15 protein-coding genes and 2 pseudogenes are annotated in these 19656 nt (G+C 70.1%); 14 read left to right on the top strand and 3 right to left on the bottom strand.

Going from position 1 to position 19656, the window contains the following annotated elements; genetic code table 11:
• Nucleotides 1-50 precede the first annotated feature (50 nt).
• From ACFY9I_RS26290 to ACFY9I_RS26255, 8 genes and pseudogenes are all read left to right on the top strand, one after another.
• Nucleotides 51-1946: an ABC transporter transmembrane domain-containing protein gene (locus tag ACFY9I_RS26290; protein WP_391005654.1), complete on the top strand. Its 1896-nt coding sequence runs from the start codon at nucleotides 51-53 to the stop codon at nucleotides 1944-1946.
• A pseudogene (locus ACFY9I_RS26285) lies at nucleotides 1943-3933 on the top strand (ATP-binding cassette domain-containing protein). Before ACFY9I_RS26290 ends, ACFY9I_RS26285 begins: the two are co-directional and overlap by 4 nt.
• A 114-nt stretch (nucleotides 3934-4047) precedes the next feature.
• A complete protein-coding gene (locus tag ACFY9I_RS26280) occupies nucleotides 4048-5799 on the top strand; it encodes an ABC transporter transmembrane domain-containing protein (RefSeq protein WP_391005652.1) in 1752 nt (583 codons plus the stop codon).
• The gene (locus ACFY9I_RS26275) at nucleotides 5796-7583 is read left to right on the top strand and encodes an ABC transporter transmembrane domain-containing protein (protein ID WP_391005650.1); all 1788 of its coding nucleotides are present in this window, start codon (nucleotides 5796-5798) and stop codon (nucleotides 7581-7583) included. The genes ACFY9I_RS26280 and ACFY9I_RS26275 overlap by 4 nt, the downstream gene beginning before the upstream one ends.
• Before the next feature lie 54 nt (nucleotides 7584-7637).
• Nucleotides 7638-7868: a hypothetical protein gene (locus tag ACFY9I_RS26270; protein WP_391005648.1), complete on the top strand. Its 231-nt coding sequence runs from the start codon at nucleotides 7638-7640 to the stop codon at nucleotides 7866-7868.
• 285 nt (nucleotides 7869-8153) lie between these two features.
• On the top strand, nucleotides 8154-10223 hold the full coding sequence (locus ACFY9I_RS26265; protein WP_391005646.1) for a M4 family metallopeptidase: 2070 nt from the start codon (nucleotides 8154-8156) through the stop codon (nucleotides 10221-10223).
• A gap of 295 nt (nucleotides 10224-10518) precedes the next feature.
• Nucleotides 10519-12180: a M4 family metallopeptidase gene (locus tag ACFY9I_RS26260; RefSeq protein ID WP_391005645.1), complete on the top strand. Its 1662-nt coding sequence runs from the start codon at nucleotides 10519-10521 to the stop codon at nucleotides 12178-12180.
• A gap of 77 nt (nucleotides 12181-12257) precedes the next feature.
• Nucleotides 12258-12794: a DUF1990 family protein gene (locus ACFY9I_RS26255; protein WP_391005644.1), complete on the top strand. Its 537-nt coding sequence runs from the start codon at nucleotides 12258-12260 to the stop codon at nucleotides 12792-12794.
• Here ACFY9I_RS26255 and ACFY9I_RS26250 read toward each other — a convergent pair.
• On the bottom strand, nucleotides 12791-13120 hold the full coding sequence (locus tag ACFY9I_RS26250; protein ID WP_391005642.1) for a hypothetical protein: 330 nt from the start codon (nucleotides 13118-13120) through the stop codon (nucleotides 12791-12793). The genes ACFY9I_RS26255 and ACFY9I_RS26250 overlap by 4 nt on opposite strands.
• 273 nt (nucleotides 13121-13393) lie before the next feature.
• Between ACFY9I_RS26250 and ACFY9I_RS26245 the strand changes: the two are divergent.
• The 5 genes and pseudogenes from ACFY9I_RS26245 to ACFY9I_RS26225 form a co-directional block, all read left to right on the top strand.
• Nucleotides 13394-13836: pseudogene (locus tag ACFY9I_RS26245) on the top strand (tyrosine-type recombinase/integrase); the annotation flags it as partial.
• Nucleotides 13837-14087: 251 nt separating this feature from the next.
• On the top strand, nucleotides 14088-14846 hold the full coding sequence (locus ACFY9I_RS26240; RefSeq protein WP_391005640.1) for an FtsK/SpoIIIE domain-containing protein: 759 nt from the start codon (nucleotides 14088-14090) through the stop codon (nucleotides 14844-14846).
• A gap of 171 nt (nucleotides 14847-15017) precedes the next feature.
• The gene (locus ACFY9I_RS26235; protein WP_391005638.1) at nucleotides 15018-16364 is read left to right on the top strand and encodes a replication initiator; all 1347 of its coding nucleotides are present in this window, start codon (nucleotides 15018-15020) and stop codon (nucleotides 16362-16364) included.
• Nucleotides 16357-16542 carry a helix-turn-helix domain-containing protein gene (locus tag ACFY9I_RS26230; protein ID WP_391005636.1) on the top strand — a complete coding sequence of 62 codons (186 nt, stop codon included), beginning with the start codon at nucleotides 16357-16359 and terminating at the stop codon, nucleotides 16540-16542. Before ACFY9I_RS26235 ends, ACFY9I_RS26230 begins: the two co-directional genes overlap by 8 nt.
• A complete protein-coding gene (locus tag ACFY9I_RS26225; RefSeq protein WP_391005634.1) occupies nucleotides 16539-17807 on the top strand; it encodes a tyrosine-type recombinase/integrase in 1269 nt (422 codons plus the stop codon). The genes ACFY9I_RS26230 and ACFY9I_RS26225 overlap by 4 nt, the downstream gene beginning before the upstream one ends.
• A 128-nt stretch (nucleotides 17808-17935) precedes the next feature.
• Here the strand turns inward: ACFY9I_RS26225 and ACFY9I_RS26220 are convergent, their stop codons facing one another.
• Together ACFY9I_RS26220 and ACFY9I_RS26215 are read right to left on the bottom strand one after the other, a co-directional pair.
• Nucleotides 17936-18550, bottom strand: coding sequence for a hypothetical protein (locus ACFY9I_RS26220; RefSeq protein WP_391005632.1), 615 nt, complete (start codon nucleotides 18548-18550; stop codon nucleotides 17936-17938).
• Between the two features lie 6 nt (nucleotides 18551-18556).
• Nucleotides 18557-18736 (bottom strand): hypothetical protein, encoded by a 180-nt coding sequence (locus tag ACFY9I_RS26215; protein WP_391006097.1) that lies wholly within the window; start codon nucleotides 18734-18736, stop codon nucleotides 18557-18559.
• Between the two features lie 249 nt (nucleotides 18737-18985).
• Between ACFY9I_RS26215 and ACFY9I_RS26210 the strand changes: the two genes are divergently transcribed.
• Nucleotides 18986-19656 (top strand): transposase (locus tag ACFY9I_RS26210; RefSeq protein WP_391005630.1); only part of this gene is annotated, 671 nt, incomplete at its 3' end.

Genomic DNA, 19656 nt, shown 5'->3' with positions numbered 1-19656 from the left:
GGCCAAAACTCGGTGGGCGTTGTCAGTGGCGATCCGTAGGCTCGCTGCTGATGGCCACGACACGTGCAACCGCCGAGGAACCCGAACAGCCCCAGGAACCCGAGCAGGCCGCGGAGCGGGAGCCGGCCCCGGCGCCGGAGCAGCCCCAGGGGCGGTCCGCCGTACGCTCGCTGCTGCGGCTGTGGCCGTATGTGCGGCCCGTGCGGGCGCGGCTGTCCGTCGCCGCGTTCATCGCGATCATCGCCTCGTGCGTGGGGCTGGTCATCCCGCTCGTCCTGAAGTGGATGGTGGACGGGCCGGTCGCCGACCGTGACCCGGCGGGCGTATGGCTCGGGGCGCTCTACCTGTTGCTGCTCGGCCTCGCCGAGGCACTGCTGTTCGGGTTGCGGCGGTGGCTGGTGGCCCGGCCCCTCGCCGGGGTCGAGGCGTCGATGCGCGCGGATCTCTACCGGCATCTGCAACGCCTGCCGGTCTCCTTCCACGACCGCTGGGCCTCCGGCCAGCTGCTCTCGCGAGCCACGACCGACCTGATGCTGCTGCGGATGTTCCTGGCCTTCCCGCTGACGTTCTTGCTGGTCAACGCGGTGACCATCGTGGTCGGCGTCATCATCATGCTGGTGCAGGACTGGACGCTCGGGCTGGTCATTCTCGGGCCGGCCGTCCCCGTGATGGTCACCTGTGTGGTCTTCGAGAAGAAGTACGCGAAGGTCGCGCGCCTCGCCCAGGACCAGGTCGGCGATCTGACCACGGTCGTCGAGGAGAGCGTCCTCGGGATCCGCATCATCAAGGGGTTCGGCCGCCACCGCAGCCAGGCGCGGGCCTTCCGTGAGCTGTCCCGGACCCTGCGCGGCACCGAGCTGCGCAAGGCCCGTCTGCTGTCCGTGATCTGGGGCGTCATCGTGACCCTCCCGGAGCTGGCGATCGGCGCTGCCCTGATCCTCGGCGTGGTCCAGGTGGCGGACGGCGCACTGTCCGCCGGCACGCTGGTCGCCTTTCTCTCCATCGCCCTCGCGCTCCGCTGGCCCGTCGACTCGATCGGCTTCCTGCTGGCGATGAGCCAGGAGGCGGCGACGGCGACGGAGCGGTATTTCGAGGTGATGGACGAGCAGCCGGAGTCCCACAGGACCGAGCCTCGCTCGAACGGCGGCACCCCCATCGCCCCGGCGGCACGACCGGCCGCAGCTGAGCCGAGTGACGCGGGCGGCGGCCTCCGGTTCCACGACGTCACCTTCCGCTACCCCGACGCGGCCCCCGGCACCACACCCACCCTCGACCACATCGACCTGCACATCCGCCCCGGCGAGTCGATGGCCCTGGTCGGCGCCACCGGTTCCGGCAAGACGACGCTCACCGCCCTCGTCCCCCGCCTCCACGAGGTCACCTCCGGCCGCATCACGCTGGACGGTCACGACATCACCGAGATGCCCCGGGAATCGCTGCGTGCCCTGGTCGCCGTCGCCTTCGAGGAACCCACCCTCTTCTCGGCGACCGTGGGAGAGAACGTCCTCATGGGCGCGCACCCGGACGCGGGCGAGGCCGAGCTGAACCGCGCCCTCGCCATCGCGCAGGCGGAGTTCACGCACGCGCTCCCCCAGGGCACCGCCACCGAGGTCGGCGAGCAGGGCCTCAGCCTCTCCGGCGGCCAGCGGCAGCGCCTGGCGCTCGCGCGGGCGGTGGTCGGCCGCCCCCGCTTCCTCGTGCTGGACGACCCGCTGTCGGCCCTGGACGTGCACACGGAGGCCGCGGTGGAGGCAGCGCTGCGTCGCGTGCTCGCGGAGACGACCGCGCTGATCGTGGCGCACCGCCCGTCGACGGTGCTGCTCGCCGACCGTGTGGCCCTGCTCTCCGGCGGCCGGATCGCCGCGGTCGGCACCCACCACGAACTGCTGCGCACGCACGCGGAGTACGCCCATCTGATGTCCGGGACCGAGGAGGACGAGCGATGACGGCGCCCATGACCGCCGCGCCGAACAAGGAGCCGGACAAGGAGCCGGACAAGGAACCCGACAAGGGGCCGAACGAGCAGCCGAACGAGCAGCCGAACGAGCAGCCGGACGACCGGCCGGGCAAGGAGTCCGGCAAGGCCGTGTCGTTGGAGAAGCCACCCGGCGGCGACCGGCCCGCCCCCGCGCACGAAGCGTCCGACGACCCGTTCGACCACGACGACCTCCCCTCTCTCCCGGCGCCACCCTCGCGCTGCTGCGCTCCCTGCTCGCGCCGATGAGGGCCCGGGTGATCGTGGCGAGTGTGCTGCTCCTGCTCCAGCAGGCGGCGGTGCAGGCGGGCCCGCTGCTGGTGGCGTACGCCATCGACAGGGCCGTACCCGCGCTGCGGGACGGCCGGCACGGGCCGCTGGTCGCGGTGGCGGTCGGCTATCTGCTGTGCGCGCTGCTGGCCGGCGGGCTGCAGTGCGCGTTCATCGGGGCGTCCGCGCGCGTGAACCAGGACGTGCTGCTGGACCTTCGCGGACGGATCTTCCGGCACGCGCAGGCGCTGAGCCTCGACTTCCACGAGCGGTACACCTCGGGTCGCCTCATCTCCCGTTCCACCACGGACGTGGAGTCGCTGCGCGAACTGCTCGACGAGGGGCTGCAGGAACTCATCGGCGTGATCCTCGCCTTCGTCTACATCTCGGCGATGCTGCTCTGGCTGGACCTCGGGCTGGGCGCGGCGGCGCTGGCGTCGTTCGTGCCGCTGTACGGGTTCGTGCGGACGTACCAGCGGCGCGCGGCGAGCGTGTACACGGCCCGGTCCACCGCGATCGCCGCGGTGATCGTGAAGTTCGCGGAGACGATGAACGGCATCCGGCCGGTGCGCGCGTTCCGCCGGGAGGCCGCGAACGACGCGCGGTTCCAGGCGCTCAACCGGCACCACGAGCGCAAGAACGGTGACGCCATCCTGGAGATGGCCCGCTATGTGGTCTGCTCCCGGGTGGTCGCCAACGTCACGGTGGCGGCGATCGTGCTGTGGGGCGCCTACCGGGTGGCGTCGGAGTCGCTGGCGCTGGGTGTGCTGGCGGCGGCGGTGCTGTATCTGCGGCGGCTGTACGACCCGATCGACCGGCTCGGCATGTTCCTCAACTCGTACCAGTCGGCGGCGGCCTCGCTGGAGAAGATCGCGGGCCTGCTGGCCCAGGCCCCGTCCGTCCCGGAGCCCACCGAGCCGAAGGAGCTGCCTGCCGCGACCTCCGAATTCCCGGGCCGCGAGGTCGTGTTCGAGGACGTACGGTTCGCGTACCGCACGGGCGGCGAGGTCCTGCCCCGCTTCGACCTCACCCTCGCGGCGGGCAGCACGGTGGCGGTGGTCGGTTCCACCGGCGCCGGCAAGTCGACCCTCGCCAAGCTGGTGGCCCGCTTCTACGACCCCTCGTCCGGGCGGGTCCTCCTCGACGGCGTCGACCTGCGAGACCTCGCGGTGCCCGAGCTGCGGCGCGGGGTGATCATGGTGACGCAGGAGTCGTTCCTGTTCTCCGGCACGGTCGCCGAGAACATCGCCATCGGCCGGCCCGACGCGACCCGCGAGGAGATCGAGCACGCCGCCAAGGCCATCGGCGCCCACGACTTCATCAGCGCCCTGCCCGACGGCTACGACACCGACGTACGCAAGCGCGGTGGCCGTATCTCCGCCGGCCAGCGCCAACTCGTGGCGTTCGCACGGGCGTTGCTGGCCGACCCGGCGGTCCTCATCCTGGACGAGGCGACCAGCTCCCTCGACATCCCCGGGGAACGGGCGGTCCAGCGTGCCATGTCGACGGTCCTGCGCGGGCGCACGGCCGTGGTGATCGCCCACCGCCTGTCGACGGTCGAGATCGCCGACCGGGTCCTGGTGATGGAACACGGCCGCATCGTGGAGGACGGCAGACCGGCCGACCTGATCGAGGGCAAGGGCCGCTTCTCGGACCTGCACCGGGCGTGGCGGGACAGCCTGGCCTAGGGGCAACCCGTGCGACCGGACCCCACCCACCCACCCACTCACTCGCCCACGCACCCACTCACTCGCCCACCCGCATCCACGACACCACCCGTCCCACACGAGAATCAGGGGCCGATGATCAACGCGTACGAGGACCCCGGCACGCCGGACTGTCGTGGCGGCGGGCGTTACCTGTGGTGGCTGGTCAGACAACAGGCGGGCCGCTCCGCGATGGGCTCCCTGATCTCCTGCGTCTGGATGGTGCTGCTCGCGGCGACCCCGTACCTCCTCTCCCGCGCCATCGACGAAGGCCTCGAACCCGGCGACTACCAGGCCCTGGCCGGCTGGACGGCGGCGCTCTTCGGCGTGGGCGCGTTCAACGCGTGGCTGAGCATCATGCGCCATCGCACGATGACCCGCGTAAGGATGGACGCCAACTTCCGCACGGTGAAGGTCGTGATGGCGCACGCGGTCCGGCTGGGGGCGGCGCTGCGGCGCCGCGTCGGAGCGGGGGAGGTCGTCACGATCGGTGTGGGCGACGTCAACACGATCTCCTCGTCCCTGACGGTCCTCGGGCCCGGGGTCGGCGCGGTCGCCGCGTATCTGGTGGTCGCCGGACTGCTCATGTCGGTCTCGCTGCCCATCGCGGCGGTCGTGCTGCTGGGGATGCCGCTGATGGCCGTCGTCGTGGGCCCGTTGCTGCGGCGGCTGCAGGGCACGGAGACGGAGTACCGGGAGCGGCAGGGTGTGCTCACCGCGCGGATCGCGGACCTCGCGGGCGGACTGCGCGTCCTCAACGGGCTGGGCGGCAAGGGACTGGTCGCCGACGCGTTCCACCGGGACTCCCAGCGGCTGCGGCGGCAGGGGTACCGGGTCGGGGCGGTGACGAGTTGGATGCAGGCGCTCGGCGTGGGGCTGCCGACGCTGTTCCTCGCCGTGGTGACCTGGCTGGCGGCCCGGCTCGCCGCCCAAGGGGCGATCACGGCAGGGGAGTTGGTGTCGGTGTACGGGTACGTCACCGTGCTGGTGCGGCCGGTGTCGTACCTCGTCGACTGGGGGTACGAACTCAGTCGCGGAGTGGTGGCCGCGCGGCGCGTCATCCGGTTCCTGACCCTGGAGCCGCTGCCGGACAACGGCACGACGGACGCGCCCGCCGAACCGTCCGCACTGCACGACCCGGAGTCCGGCGTGCGGATTCCGCCCGGCCGGCTGGTGGCACTGGCCGCCGAGCGGCCGGCCGAGGCCACGGCCGTGGTGGACCGGCTCGGCCGGTACGCTCCGACGGCGGTGACCTGGGGCGGCACCCCGCTCGACGAGATCCCGCTCGCGCAGGTCCGGGCGCGGATCCTGGTCGCCGATCACGAGGCCGACCTGTTCGCGGGACGGCTGCGGGACCTGCTCGGCGGTCACGGTGACGTCGACGACACGGTGGCCGCGCGGGCGTTGCGCGCGGCCGTGGCCGAGGACATCGTGCAGGGTCTGACGGACGGCCTCGACTCGGCGATCGACGCGCAGGGCCGCAACCTCTCCGGCGGTCAGCGGCAACGCGTTCGGCTGGCGCGGGCGCTGGTGGCCGACCCCGAGGTCCTGCTCGCCGTCGAGCCCACCTCGGCGCTCGACGCCCACACCGAGGCGCGGGTCGCCCAGCGGCTACGGGCCGCCCGCGAGGGCCGTACGACCGTCGTGACCACCACCTCCCCCCTCGTCCTGGACCACGCGGACACCGTCCTCCACCTGGTCGACGGCAAGGTCGTCGCCGGCGGCACCCACCGCCGCCTGCTCGCGACGGAGCCGGGGTACCGGACGCTGGTGGCACGGGACGCGGGAGAGGCCGAGGACGACATCGACGGCAGGGACGACATCGCCACCGAGGAGGTCGTACGGTGACCACGGGACCCACCGCCCCCGCTCCCCTCCCCTCCGGCCGGCTGCCCGTCGCCGAGGCGGCCGCCGTGCGGCGGGCCACGGTGCGGCTGGTGCGGGCCGACGGGCGGGCCTTCCTCGCGGTGCTGGGCCTGAACGCGGCGGCGGCCGCGATGGGGCTGACCGGACCGTGGCTGCTGGGGCGGATCATCGACGAGGTGCGCGGCGGGTCGGGCGTCGGCACGGTGGACCGGCTGGCGGCGACGCTCCTGGCGTGCGCGGTGGCGCAGTTGCTTCTGGCGCGCTGGGCCCGTTATGTCGGGCACCGGTTCGGGGAGCGGACGCTGGCGCGGGTGCGCGAGGAGTTCGTGGACCGGACGCTGGCGCTGCCCGCGTCGGTCGTGGAGCGGGCCGGCACCGGTGATCTGACGGCGCGCGGCACGGCCGACGTGGACGCCGTCGGCAGGACGCTGCGCGATTCCGGCCCGGAACTGCTCATCAGCTCGGTGCAGGCCCTGTTCCTGATCGGCGCGGTGTTCGCGCTGGACCCGCTGCTCGGCGTGTGCGCGCTCTCCGGTCTGACCGGCATCCTGGTCGTCCTGCGCTGGTATCTGCGCCGGGCGCGCACGGGGTATCTCGCGGAGGGCGCGGCCAACTCCGAGGTCGCCGAGATCGTCGCGGCGACCGCGTCCGGTGCCCGTACGGTCGAGGCGCTACGGCTGGAGCGGCGGCGGATCACCGCGAGCCGGGACGGGCTGGAGGTGTCCCGGCGGCGACGGTTCCACACCCTGTTCCTGCGCACGGTGTTCTTCCCGGGCGTGGAGGTCTCGTACTTCGTGCCCCAGGTGCTGGTCCTGCTGGTCGGCGGAGTGCTGCTCGCGCGCGGCTCGGTCAGCCTGGGAGCGGTCGTGTCGGCGGCTCTCTACCTCCAGCAACTGAGCGGCCCGTTGGACGAGATCCTGATGCGGGTCGAGCTGCTGCAGAGCAGCGGCGCGTCGTTCGCCCGTGTCGAGGGCCTGGCCGGGGCCCCGCGCGCGGATTCCGCGGACTCCCCGGAACCGGCGGACGACCGTATCGACGTGACCGGTGTCCGTTACGCCTACGACCGGGGCGGCGAGGTGCTGCGCGGCGTGGACCTGACGGTCCGCCCCGGCGAACGGCTGGCGGTGGTCGGCCCGTCGGGCGCCGGCAAGACGACGCTGAGCAGACTCCTGGCCGGCATCGACGCGCCGACCTCGGGCACGGTGACGGTCGGCGGGGTCCCCGTCGTCGGTCTCGGCCCCGAACGCCTGCGCCGCCAGGTCGTCCTGGTCACCCAGGAGCACCATGTCTTCCTGGGCACGGTCCGCGACAACCTCCTCATCGCCGAACCCGCCGCCACGGACGGCGACCTGTGGGCCGCGCTGAGCGCCGTCGGCGCCGACACCTGGGTGCGCGACCTGCCCGACGGCCTCGACACCCGCCTCGGCGAGGGCGGTCGCCGCACGGACGGCCCCCAGGCCCAGCAGCTCGCCCTCGCCCGCGTCGTCCTGGCCGACCCCCACACCCTCATCCTCGACGAGGCCACGGCCCTCCTCGACCCCACCACCGCCCGCCACACCGAACGCGCCCTCGCCGCCGTGCTCGAAGGCCGCACCGTCATCGCCATCGCCCACCGTCTGCACACCGCCCACGACGCGGACCGTGTGGCGGTGATGGAGGACGGCCTGTTGACCGAACTCGGCACGCACGAGGAGCTGGTGACGGCGGGCGGCGCCTACGCGGCGCTGTGGCAGCGGTGGCACGGGGAAGGGAAGACGCCCACCTGAGTGGTCCGACATGATGACCCGACAACCGTCTGAGAGAACGAGGAACCCCGTCGCGTGAAGCCCCCGATGTGCCTCTTCTGCCTGTATCCCCCGCGTGGTGACAGGAAGAGCGAGAGGTTCACCTTGGTGTATTTCCGGCAGACCGTCGAGCCGGACGACTGGGAGGGGCATCCTGAGAACGCCGTGTGGTTCTGCGACGACCACGCGCCCCTCGCCGAAGGGCTGACCGGCCTGACAGCCGACGAGGCGATGCGGCAGATCTGGAACAGGATCCGGAGCGCGTAGTCCGCATACCGAACTTGACCAACCGGCCAACGGACCGTTTCCGGCCAACTTGTTGACGCGGTCCTGACAGACCCTACGGTCTCCTGCCACTCTGCCCACAACCGCGGCACAGCAAGCTCACAAGCTCAAGCTCACAAGCTCCGCCACAGCACCTCGGCTGGGCCGCGAAGCATCCTTCACGCATGTGGTTTTCGCGTTCGTCAGTGCACACCTTGTTCTGCCCGGGCGGCCACCAGCCGTCCGGTCTCCCCTGGCCGGTGAACCCCGGCCACGCAGAAGGAGTCAGTGTTGAGACGCCAGTCCCACAGACGCACCTCCCACACCGGCACCACCCGTTCGCGCTCCGCCCAGCGGCGCGCGGCAGCCGGCGCACTCGTCGCCGTCACCGCCCTGTTGGCCGCGGCCGTCCAGTCGGGCGCCGCCACCGCCGCCCCGGAGAAGGCACCGTCGGCTGCGGGCAAGGCCGACCCGGGCGCGATCTCGGTGAAGCTCAGCCCCGCCCAGCGGGCCGAGCTGATCCGTGAGGCCGACGCCGCGAAGGCGGCGACGGCCGAGGAACTGAACCTCGGCGCCAAGGAGAAGCTCGTCGTCCGTGACGTGGTCAAGGACCGCGACGGCACCGTGCACACCCGGTACGAGCGGACGTACGCGGGCATCCCGGTCCTCGGCGGCGACCTGGTCGTCAAGACGTCGAAGGCGGGCGAGACCGAGGGCATCGTCAAGGCCACCAAGGCGAAGATCCAGGTCCCCTCGCTCACTCCGACCGTCACCAAGGCCAAGGCCGAGAAGCAGGCTCTCGGCGCCGCGAAGGCCGAGGACGCCAAGAGCCCGGACATCAACCGCGCTCCGCGCAAGGTCGTCTGGGTCGCGAGCGGCACGCCCGTCCTCGCCTACGAGACGGTCGTCGGCGGCTTCCAGCACGACGGCACCCCCCAGGAGCTGCACGTCATCACCGACGCCACCACCGGCGAGAAGCTGTACGAGTGGGAGGCGGTCGAGACCGGCACCGGCAACACGGTCTACAGCGGCCAGGTCACCCTCGGCACCACGCAGTCCGGTTCGACGTACAACCTCACCGACGGCGCGCGCGGCAACCACAAGACGTACAACCTCAACCGCGGCACCTCCGGCACCGGGACCCTGTTCTCCGGCCCCGACGACGTGTGGGGCAACGGCACCCCGTCGAACCTGGAGTCGGCCGGCGCCGACGCCCACTACGGCGCGGCGCTGACCTGGGACTACTACAAGAACGTGCACGGCCGCAACGGCATCCGCGGTGACGGCGTCGGCGCCTACTCGCGCGTCCACTACGGCAACAACTACGTCAACGCTTTCTGGCAGGACACCTGCTTCTGCATGACGTACGGCGACGGCTCAGGCAACGCCAACCCGCTCACCTCGATCGACGTGGCCGCCCACGAGATGACCCACGGGCTCACCTCGAACACGGCCGGCCTGCGGTACTCGGGCGAGTCCGGCGGCCTGAACGAGGCCACCTCGGACATCTTCGGCTCGACGGTCGAGTTCTACGCGGCGAACTCCTCCGACGTCGGTGACTACCTCATCGGCGAGGAGATCAACATCAACGGCGACGGCACGCCGCTGCGTTACATGGACAAGCCGAGCAAGGACGGCTCGTCCAAGGACGCGTGGTACTCGGGCATCGGCTCCGTCGACGTGCACTACTCCTCGGGTCCGGCCAACCACTTCTTCTACCTCCTCTCCGAGGGCAGCGGCGCCAAGACCATCAACGGCGTCAGCTACAACTCGCCCACATCGGACGGCCTCCCGGTGACGGGCATCGGCCGGGCCAAGGCGGAGCAGATCTGGTTCAAGGCGCTCACCACGAAGTTCACGTCGACGACCAACTACGCGGGTGCCCGCACCGGCACCCTCGCGGTCGCCGGTGAGCTGTACGGCACGACGTCCGCCGAGTACGCGGCGGTACAGAGCGCGTGGGCGGGCGTGAACGTCGGCTCGCGGCCCGGCGGTGGCGGAGGCGGCGGTACGTCGTTCGAGAGCACGGCCGACGTAGCGATTCCGGACAACGGCGCGGCGGTGACGTCCTCGATCACGGTCTCCGGCCGGACCGGGAACGCCCCCTCGAACCTCGCGGTCGCTGTGGACGTCGTCCACACCTACATCGGTGACCTCCAGGTCCAGTTGGTCGCCCCCGACGGCACGGCGTACACGATGAAGGCGTACGGCACCGGAGGCAGCGCGGACAACATCAACACCACGTACACCGTGAACGCCTCCTCCGAAGTGGCCAACGGGGTATGGCAGTTGAGGGTCCAGGACAACGCGGCACGGGACACGGGGTACATCAACAGCTGGAAGCTGACGTTCCCGTAGGCCACCCTCGCACGGACCTCGTGGGCGCCTCGTCAGCACCTCGTAGGCACCCCACGGGCTCCCTCGCAGGCACCCTCGCGAACATCTCTCCACAGGCGTCGTCCCGGTGGGTCAACTCCCACCGGGGCGGCGCCCGTTCATGTTCCCGGAACAACCACCGGACTGTTGACTTTCGGCCAACATCACGAACCCCTCCTGACATGCACACGACTTAGGTGTCACTCTTCCCCCACCCGCCGCACCAGCACCACAACCAGCACCAGCACCGAAGCACTCCCCCACATAAGGAGCTTGCGTGACTCCCCTCTACGCGCGTCACAAGCGCACCACGCTCGCCATCGCGACCGCCGTCGCCGCCGGCGCGCTGCTCACCACCGGACTGACCTCCGGCGCCACCGCCCAGCCCGCGCCCGTCGCGGACAAGGCCCAGCCGGCCGGCTCCCCGGTCCTGCTGACGCCCGCCGCGCGCACGGCCCTCATCAAGAAGGCGGACGCCGCCACGGCCGACACCGCCGACGAGATAGGCCTGGGCGCCAAGGAGGAACTGGTCGTCCGCGATGTCCTCAAGGACGCGGACGGCACGGTCCACACCCGCTACGAGCGCACCTACGGCGGCCTCCCGGTCCTCGGCGGCGACCTCGTCGTCCACGAGTCCAAGGCCGGCGACATCAGCAGCGTCACCAAGGCCACCAGCGCCTCCGTCAAGGTCTCCGACCTCACGGCGGACGTCACCAAGGCCACCGCCGAGAAGCAGGCCCTGAAGGCCGCCAAGGCCGAGGGCTCCACCAGAACCGAGGCGGACAAGGCCCCCCGCAAGGTCGTCTGGGCGGCCGACGGCAAGCCCGCCCTCGCCTACGAGACGGTCGTCGGCGGCTTCCAGCACGACGGCACCCCGCAGGAGCTGCACGTCGTCACCGACGCGGAGACCGGCGAGAAGCTGTACGAGTGGGAGGCCATCCAGACCGGTTCGGGCAACAGCCAGTACAACGGCTCGGTCACCATCGGCACGACGCTCTCGGGCTCGACGTACCAGCTCAGCGACGCCACCCGCGGCGGCCACAAGACGTACAACAAGGCCCGCGCCACCTCCTCCTCGGCCGGCACCCTCTTCACCGACGCCGACGACAAGTGGGGCACCGGCACCGTCACCAGCTCCTCCACCGACCAGAACGCCGCCGTGGACGCCCACTACGGCGCCCAGGTCACCTGGGACTTCTACAAGAACGTCCTCGGCCGCAACGGCATCAGGAACAACGGCGTCGCGGCGTACTCCCGTGTCCACTACGGCAACGCCTTCGGCAACGCCTTCTGGTCCGACAGCTGCTTCTGCATGACGTACGGCGACGGCGCGGGCAACCTCAAGCCGCTGACGTCCCTGGACGTCGCCGGCCACGAGATGACCCACGGCCTGACCTCCAACACGGCCGGCCTGCGGTACTCCGGCGAGTCCGGCGGCCTCAACGAGGCCACCTCCGACATCATCGCCACGGGCGTCGAGTTCTACGCCGCCAACGCCAAGGACCCGGGCGACTACCTCATCGGTGAGAAGATCGACATCCGCGGCAACGGCACCCCGCTGCGCTACATGGACCAGCCCAGCAAGGACGGCTCGTCGGCCAACTACTGGTCCTCGTCGCTCGGGAGCATGGACGTCCACTACTCCTCGGGCCCGGCCAACCACTTCTTCTTCCTCCTCGCCGAGGGCAGCGGCGCGAAGACGATCAACGGCGTCAGCTACAACTCCCCCACCTCCAACGGCGCCACGATCACGGGCATCGGCCGCGACAAGGCGATCCAGATCTGGTACAAGGCGCTCACGACGTACATGACGTCGACGACCAACTACAAGGGCGCCCGCACGGCGACCCTGAACGCCGCCTCCTCCCTCTACGGCTCCAGCAGCGCGGAGTACGCGGCGGTGAACGCGGCGTGGGCGGCGGTCAACGTCAAGGCGTGACCTCGGCCTAGGCCATGGGCAGCTCGGGCGGTACCCGGAGAGAAGGCGACTCCGGGTGCCGCTCTACGCTGTGCCCCATGCCCCGAACCGACGGCCCCCTCCCCGAGGGCCCCTTCACCTACGACGAGGTGGGCGCGACCCGGGAGGGCCACTGCCCACCCGGCTTCAACCCCCTCCACGTCCGCACCCGGATAGGCGAGGGCGTGGACGTCTTCCACCGCGCCGCCGACGCGGTCCTCACCTGGGAGATGCACCGCGCCATGGGCGTCGGCATCCGGACCGACGCCGCCGCGGCCGCCCCCGGCGTCGACGTGACGGTCACCCTCGGCGGCGTCATCAAGGCCCCCTGCCGCGTCGTCTGGACGGTGGACGAACCCCGTCGCAAGGGCTGGGCCTACGGCACGCTCCCCGGCCACCCGGAATGCGGCGAGGAGGCCTTCATCGTCGACCGCACGGGCGACGGCACGGTCTGGCTGACGGTGACCGCCTTCAGCCGCGGCGCGAAGTGGTACGCACGGGCGGGCGGCGCAGCGACACGGGGGTTGCAGCACGCGTATGCGCGGAGGTGCGGGGTGGTGCTGCGGAGACTGGCGGGGGACCCAAAGAAGTTTTAGTGACCGGCCCGCGCCATGGGGTGGTCCTCGGGCAGGTTCACATCCCTGGCCTTCTCAAGCGCGCGGGCGTGCCTGTCCCGGTCGCTGGACGCCGACATGGCACGGATGACCACGTTGATCGGGCCGAACACCAGCCCGTAGTCCCGCGTTTCCCCGGTCTGCTCAGCGATCTCTCCAGCGGCTTCAAGCCATGCGTCCGCGCCGGACGTGTCTCCGCTCCGGCTGGACAGGATCGCCCCTTTCAGGTGCGGCGCACCGCGCACGGCACGTGTTGCGCGGTCACCGTCGTCGTCGAGGTCCCGCAGTGCCTGCCGCACCAGGGCCACGCCCCGGTCGTGGCGTGCCCCGTCGGCCATCAACCGAGCCCTGTCCCATCGCTCGATCGCGACTTGTCCGGGGTCGCTCGACGGGCCGCCGTCATGGCCATGCGGGACAAGGCGAGTCGGGCCAGGTCGATGAATCCGATCTGCCGACCGACCACGTACACCGTGCGTCACGGCTCTGCCTGCAGCCAGGTGGCACGCAGCCAGGTGGCACGCTCCGGGGCATGCCCTGGAGGCTGGGTGAGGACGCTCAGCAACTGTGGATCAGCAACTGCTCACGCCATGTGCGAAGCCGCCCTCAACGAAGTGAAGGCGCACAGCACCTGCTGGGCCACCGTACTGGACGCGCCCATCTACGACGGGCCCCGCGCACAGACCACCCTCAACCGCCGGCACCACATCCACGACCTCCTCGACCAGGGCGTCGGCCTGCTCGAATGCGCCCGCCGCCTGCAACTCGCCAGTCGATCCACTCGGCGCCACGACCTCCGTCACTCCACCGCCACCCTGCTCCTGGACCAGGGCGCCGAACTCGTCGTCATCAAGGAACTCTCGGCCACGCCCACATCGGCGTCACCGCCACCGTCCACGTAAGGCTCCGCCTCCAGCGCGACGCCATCGACACCCTCAGCACCGCCCTTGACGGCCCCGCCAGCGACGAGTCGACCCGCGACGACGACGGCGACAACCCGCCGCCGTGCGGAGCCACCGTCCACTGACGTTGCCGTCAACTACTGCCGTCACCCATCGCTGAAGCCCCGCCAGGACGCACCTGACGGGGCTTCATCTTTGTGTTCGCGACTTACCCGCTCACGCACTGCAGGGCTACAGACTCACGCTCCGGAGAATCTCATAAAGACATCACGATCGCGCCAGGAATCGGAGAAGGAATCTTCCAGGATTCCCCTGCAGAATCGCGAGAGCACGCTCCAATCCCGACTCGAGCTCTTCGGCGCCCGGCACCCCCGTCGTGCTCAACCTCGCCTACTCCGCCCACGCCCTCATCGCCGGCGCCACCCGCTCCGGGAAATCGATCACCGTCAACACCCTGCTCGCCTACGCCTCACTGATGCGGGACGTGCGCCTGATCGTGATCGACCCCAACCTCGGCGCCGTCGCCCCCTGGTGGCGTACCGCCCACAAGGTCTCCGACGCCATCCACCCCGACGAACCGACCGAGATCCTGCGCTGGGTGCGCGAGGAGATGCAGCGCCGGGAGCAGCTGTTCTGGTCCCGTCGCACCGACCGCATCACGGACTTCAGCCCGGAACTGCCGCTGCTGCTCGTGGTGATCGACGAGGTGGCGAACTACACCCGCCACCCCGACCGCAAGGCCCGCGAACGCTTCGAGACCGAGCTGCTGGCCATCGCCAGCCAGGGCGCCAAGTTCGGCGTACGGCTGTGGCTGCTCACCCAGAAGCCCTCCGCCGACGTGCTCACCACCGCCGTACGCACCAACCTGTCCGCCCGGATCTGCCACCGCGTCGACACCGTCGAGGACTTCCTGCACCTCTTCCCCGACGGCCGGGACCTCGACATCACCGCCGCCGACCGCACCATGCCCCAGGGCGTCTCCATCGCCTCCGTCGGCGACATGCGCACCCCCGTCCGGCTGCGCTCGGTCTACCTGCCTACCGAAGCCTGCTGGCAGATCAACGACCTCATGTGCACCGAAGGGCTGAAGGTCCGCGACCTGCCCGCCCACGTCGACCTGGACAAAGCCGCGTGACCAGCACCGGCCAGCCGCCCGAGCGGGCCCGCCCCGCTCCGGACCGCTTCCGTACCGCAGTGATCCCCGGCAAGGGCGTGTAGTCGCCAAACCCTCGCCCCTGCCGGGGCCTTTCCTCCCCATCCATCCACGGCACACGCATGTGCCGCAGCGCAGAGAGGTCCCGCCAGCATGCCACCGCACAACCCCACCGCCACAATCCCCCGCCCCGAACCGGCCACGGCCATACAGCCGTCATTCACCGGATACCGGAACCTGCCGGGTCTCGTCCGACAACTGTCCTCACTCGGCGGCTGTGCCCAGCCGATCCGGCTCGAAGGCCATCGCACCGAGATCGACGCCTTCACCGGCGAGATCCTGCGCGAACTGAAGTCCAAGGAACTGCCCGCCGGGCACCTCCTGGTGCGTTGCGGCAACCGCCGTACCAGCCGCTGCCCCTCCTGCGCCGAGCTCTACCGCCAGGACACCTACCACCTCATCGCCGCCGGCCTACGCGGCGGCAAGAACACCCCCGACCAGATCGCCACCCACCCCCGCGTCTTCGCCACGCTCACCGCCCCGTCGTACGGACCGGTCCACGGACGACGCACCGGAGGCTCCGCCCGCTGCCGCTGCGGACGCCCCCACACCAAGGGCGACACGCTCCTCGGCACACCGCTCGACCCCGAGCGGTACGACTACACGGGCGCCGTGCTGTGGAACGCCCACGCCCCCGCCCTGTGGGCCCGCTTCATGCTCCACCTGCGCCGCACCATCGCCGCCGCAGCCGGACTCCCGCAGCGCCTGCTCTCCATGTTCGTCCGGGTCTCATACGCCAAGGTCGCCGAGTACCAACAGCGCGGACTGATCCACTTCCACGCCGTGATCCGCCTCGACGGCCCCGCAGGCCCCTACACCCCACCACCCGCATGGGCCACCCCCGAACTCCTCGCCGATGCCATCCGGACCGCGGCCAACCGCGCCCACGTCGACGGGCCGGAGATCAACGGCCGCACCCACTCCTTCGCCTTCGGCGAGCAGACCGACACCAGGATCATCCGATCCACGGCCTTCAAGGGCGGGACCGCGATCACCGAGGGCAAGGTCGCGGGATACGTCGCCAAGTACGCCACCAAGGGCACCGAAGCCGCGACCGGCACCCTCGACCACCGGCTGAAGAAGATCACCGAACTCTGGTTCGAGTCCGTGCCCGAGCACGCCGCCCGCATGATCCGCACCGCCTGGGCCCTCGGCGCCCGCGACGACCTCAAGCACCTGAACCTGCGCAAGTGGGCCCACATGCTCGGCTTCCGCAGCCACTTCTCCACCAAGACCCGCACCTACTCCACCACCCTCGGCACCCTCCGCAACGCCCGCGCCGCATGGCACCGCCGCCACACCCCTCCGCCCTCCCCGACCACCCTCGTCATCGCCCACTGGGCCTACAACGGCACCGGCCTCACCCTCGACCTCGAACGCCTCGCCGCCCTCATCGGCGGCGCCCCAACGCGCGAACCGGCGGTGACCACTCGTGCATGACGACGAACTCCTCACCGTCCCCGAAGCGATGGCCCGCCTCAAGATCGGCCGCTCCGCCCTCTACGACCTGATGCGCACCCGCCGCCTGGCCTCGCTGACCATCGGCCGCGCCCGCCGCATCCCCACCCACGCCCTGGACGACTACGTCCAGCGCCACCTGGAAGAGGCCGCCCGATGACCGCCCCCAAGCGCAAGACAGCCCGCGCCAACGGCGAAGGCACCATCTACCAGCGCAAGGACGGCCGCTGGGAAGCCGCCGGCTACGTCCTCGCCGCCGACGGCACCAGCAAACGCGTCCGCGTCTACAGCACCACCCGCAGAAAGGCGGCCGACAAACTCGCCGAGAAGATCGCCGACAGCAACCGCGGACTCCCCGTCGCCACCGCCGACAGCGCCGTGAGCGACTACCTCACCTACTGGCTCGGCAGCGTCGCCGTCCACCGGCTCCGCGAGAACACCCACACCCGCTACGCCACCTGCGTCCGCCTCCACCTCATCCCCGGCCTCGGCACCAAGAAGGTCGCACGGCTGACAGCCAAGGACGTCCGCACCTTCCTCGACCGCCTCCGCACCACCTGTCAGTGCTGCACCCAGGGACTCGACACCAAACGGAAGAAATGCTGCACAGCTGGCCAGTGCTGCCAGAAGCGGCTGTCCCCCTCGACCGTGACCTACGTGCACTCGGTCCTCAAGTCGGCACTGGAACACGCCGTCCGCGAAGACGAGCTGCCCCGCAACGTCGCCCGCAACGTCAAGACCACCACGCACCAGCCGAGGCGCTTCCGGCCACTCACTGCGGCAGAGGCCCGCAAGTTCCTCGACGTGGCCCGCACTGACCGGATGCATGGGCTGTACGAACTCGCCCTGCGCACCGGACTCCGCAAAGGCGAACTCCTCGGCCTCCACTGGGAAGACCTCGACCTCAACTCCGGAACGGCCAGCATCCGCCGCACGCTCCAGCGCACCCGCACCGGCGGCCTCACTCACCTGCCCACGAAGACCCGAGCGTCCGAGCGCCGCATCGCCCTCCCGACCGAATGCCTCCACTCCCTCAAGGAACACAAGGAGCGGCAGGACAAGGAGCGCGAGACCGCAGGGCCGGACTGGAGAGGCGACAGCCTCGTCTTCACCACACCCACAGGACGGCCTCTCGACCCGGCTAACCTCACCCGCCGCTTCCGCGGCTTCCTCGGCCGGGCCGGACTCCGTCGCATCCGCTTCCACGACCTTCGACACTCGACTGCGACCCTGCTCCTGGAACAGGGGGTCGACCTCGTCGTGATCAAGGAACTCCTCGGCCACGCCCACATCGGCGTCACCGCCGGCGTCTACGCCCACGTCCGACTCCGCCTCCAACGCCAAGCCATCGACACCCTCGGCAACGCCCTCAGCTCGACGGACAACGACCCCGACGACCCGCCCTCCGCAGCCGTCGTCCGCTGACGTTGCCGTCAGCGTTGCCGTCAAACGCCATAGGGGCCCCGCCGAATGATCTATTCGGCGGGGCCCCTATTTCATGCGGGACGCAACTCATAGAGGGAAACCATAAGGTCGCACCTCTTTATGATCGCTCAGATCGGGATGTCGAGTCCTAGCGCGCTCGAATATCGACTCGCCCACCCTTTGGCCGACGCCAGAATGTCCATAGACCTTCCGTTCGACAAGCGAATCGGCCCTTGCTTCAGCTGCCCCTGAATTTTGGACTCCAAGTCGGGGGCGCCAATATCACGTGCCAACACCAGCGCCTGTACGAGACGAGCTGGATAGTTGGCCACGGGAAGCCAGGCATAGAGATTGCCCCGCTTTACATCGTCGGGAGAAGAAAGCAGCACACACAAGTCGGTGCGATCAGCTACGAACTGAGCCGCTCGCCCCAGCCCTTCCCGAAGAAACTCCTCCACCAAGCTGTCTACCGCCTGAGGCCACGGCATCTCGTTACTTGAGCTACGAATCGGTACAGACATACGCCCGTACTTCTCCAGAGCTGAGCCGAACTTGGCGTCCCCCACGTTCATGTGCCAGGCCAGCATGCCCGCAGCGTCCTTGGAGATCCACCCGAGGTACGCCAGATCCTCTGACTCCCACCGCACTTCACCCCGCCGCGACACCTCAGCCTCGGAAGGGACAACGCCGAGCTCCATGGCTGCACGCAACACAGCCGGTGCGGTCAGCGACTTAGCAGCCATCCAACATCACCACTTCGTCCATCTGCGAGACCCGCTGGGCACCCTTACGAGGTCGAACACTATCCCATCGGGCGTGTCACGATACGTCCACAGCTCACCGTAATCGACACCCATTTCATTCATGTAGCGTCGCAACTGTCGAGTACCAGCCTTGATGCCACTCTTGGTATTCGGCTTGAGCTCCACGGGGAATCCATCCGCAGTAAAGCCGTCTGGAATATTGCCCGGCGAGATTTGATGACCGCGCGAATATCCAAGGGAGTCCAAATGCTCTCCCCATTCGGGTCCATTATGGACTCTCGTCCCTCGTGAAGCAGCGGCACTATTCCCGGACTGGAGGTTCGTCGGGCATCCGCCGGAATTGTGAACGAGTACCGGAGTCGCGCCGGGTCTGTACGGTGAGTGGTGTAACTCCCGAGCTGGAAGCGACAGTTGATGACTGACGTGACGAGTGACACCGAGGCCGGGAAGGCCGCTGTGAGTGGGGCGGGCGCCGTGGATGACGGGCTGGTCGCCGAGCTGGTGGCCCGGGCCCAGGCCGGTGGGGTGAAGCTCACCGGGGAGGGCGGCCTGCTGCAGCAGCTGACGAAGCGGGTGTTGGAGTCCGCGCTGGAAGGCGAACTCACCGATCATCTGGGCCACGAGCCCGGTGAGCGGGCCGAGGGCGGCCGGGAGAACTACCGCAACGGACACCGCTCCAAGACGGTGATCACCGAGTCGGGGCCGGTCGAGATCGCGGTGCCGCGGGACCGGGCCGGGTCGTTCGAGCCGCAGCTGGTCAAGAAGCGGCAGCGGCGTCTGGGCGGGGTGGACGAGATGGTCCTGTCGCTGTCGGTGAAAGGGCTCACGCACGGGGAGATCTCCGCGCATCTCGCCGAGGTCTACGGCGCGGAGATCTCCAAGTCCACGATCTCCACGATCACCGACAGCGTGATGGCCGGCATGAGCGAATGGCAGAACCGTCCCCTGGACAGCGTCTACCCGGTCGTCTTCATCGACTGCGTGAACGTGAAGGTCAGGGACGGGCAGGTCGCCAACCGGCCTGTCTGCATGGCGGTGGCCGTCACCGCCGAGGGACACCGGGACATCCTGGGCCTGTGGATCGG

The organism is Streptomyces sp. NPDC012510, assembly GCF_042955065.1.
In the GTDB taxonomy this organism is placed as follows: domain Bacteria; phylum Actinomycetota; class Actinomycetes; order Streptomycetales; family Streptomycetaceae; genus Streptomyces.
This window is presented reverse-complemented; position numbering and strand designations above follow the sequence as displayed.

What these genes read in the sequence shown, in the direction of transcription:
- ACFY9I_RS26290 (WP_391005654.1), top strand. Translation starts at nt 51, where the DNA reads ATGGCCACGACACGTGCAACCGCCGAGGAACCCGAACAGCCCCAGGAA.
- ACFY9I_RS26280 (WP_391005652.1), top strand. Translation starts at nt 4,048, where the DNA reads ATGATCAACGCGTACGAGGACCCCGGCACGCCGGACTGTCGTGGCGGC.
- ACFY9I_RS26255 (WP_391005644.1), top strand. Translation starts at nt 12,258, where the DNA reads ATGCCCCGAACCGACGGCCCCCTCCCCGAGGGCCCCTTCACCTACGAC.
- ACFY9I_RS26235 (WP_391005638.1), top strand. Translation starts at nt 15,018, where the DNA reads ATGCCACCGCACAACCCCACCGCCACAATCCCCCGCCCCGAACCGGCC.
- ACFY9I_RS26225 (WP_391005634.1), top strand. Translation starts at nt 16,539, where the DNA reads ATGACCGCCCCCAAGCGCAAGACAGCCCGCGCCAACGGCGAAGGCACC.
- ACFY9I_RS26220 (WP_391005632.1), bottom strand. Translation starts at nt 18,550, where the DNA reads ATGGCTGCTAAGTCGCTGACCGCACCGGCTGTGTTGCGTGCAGCCATG.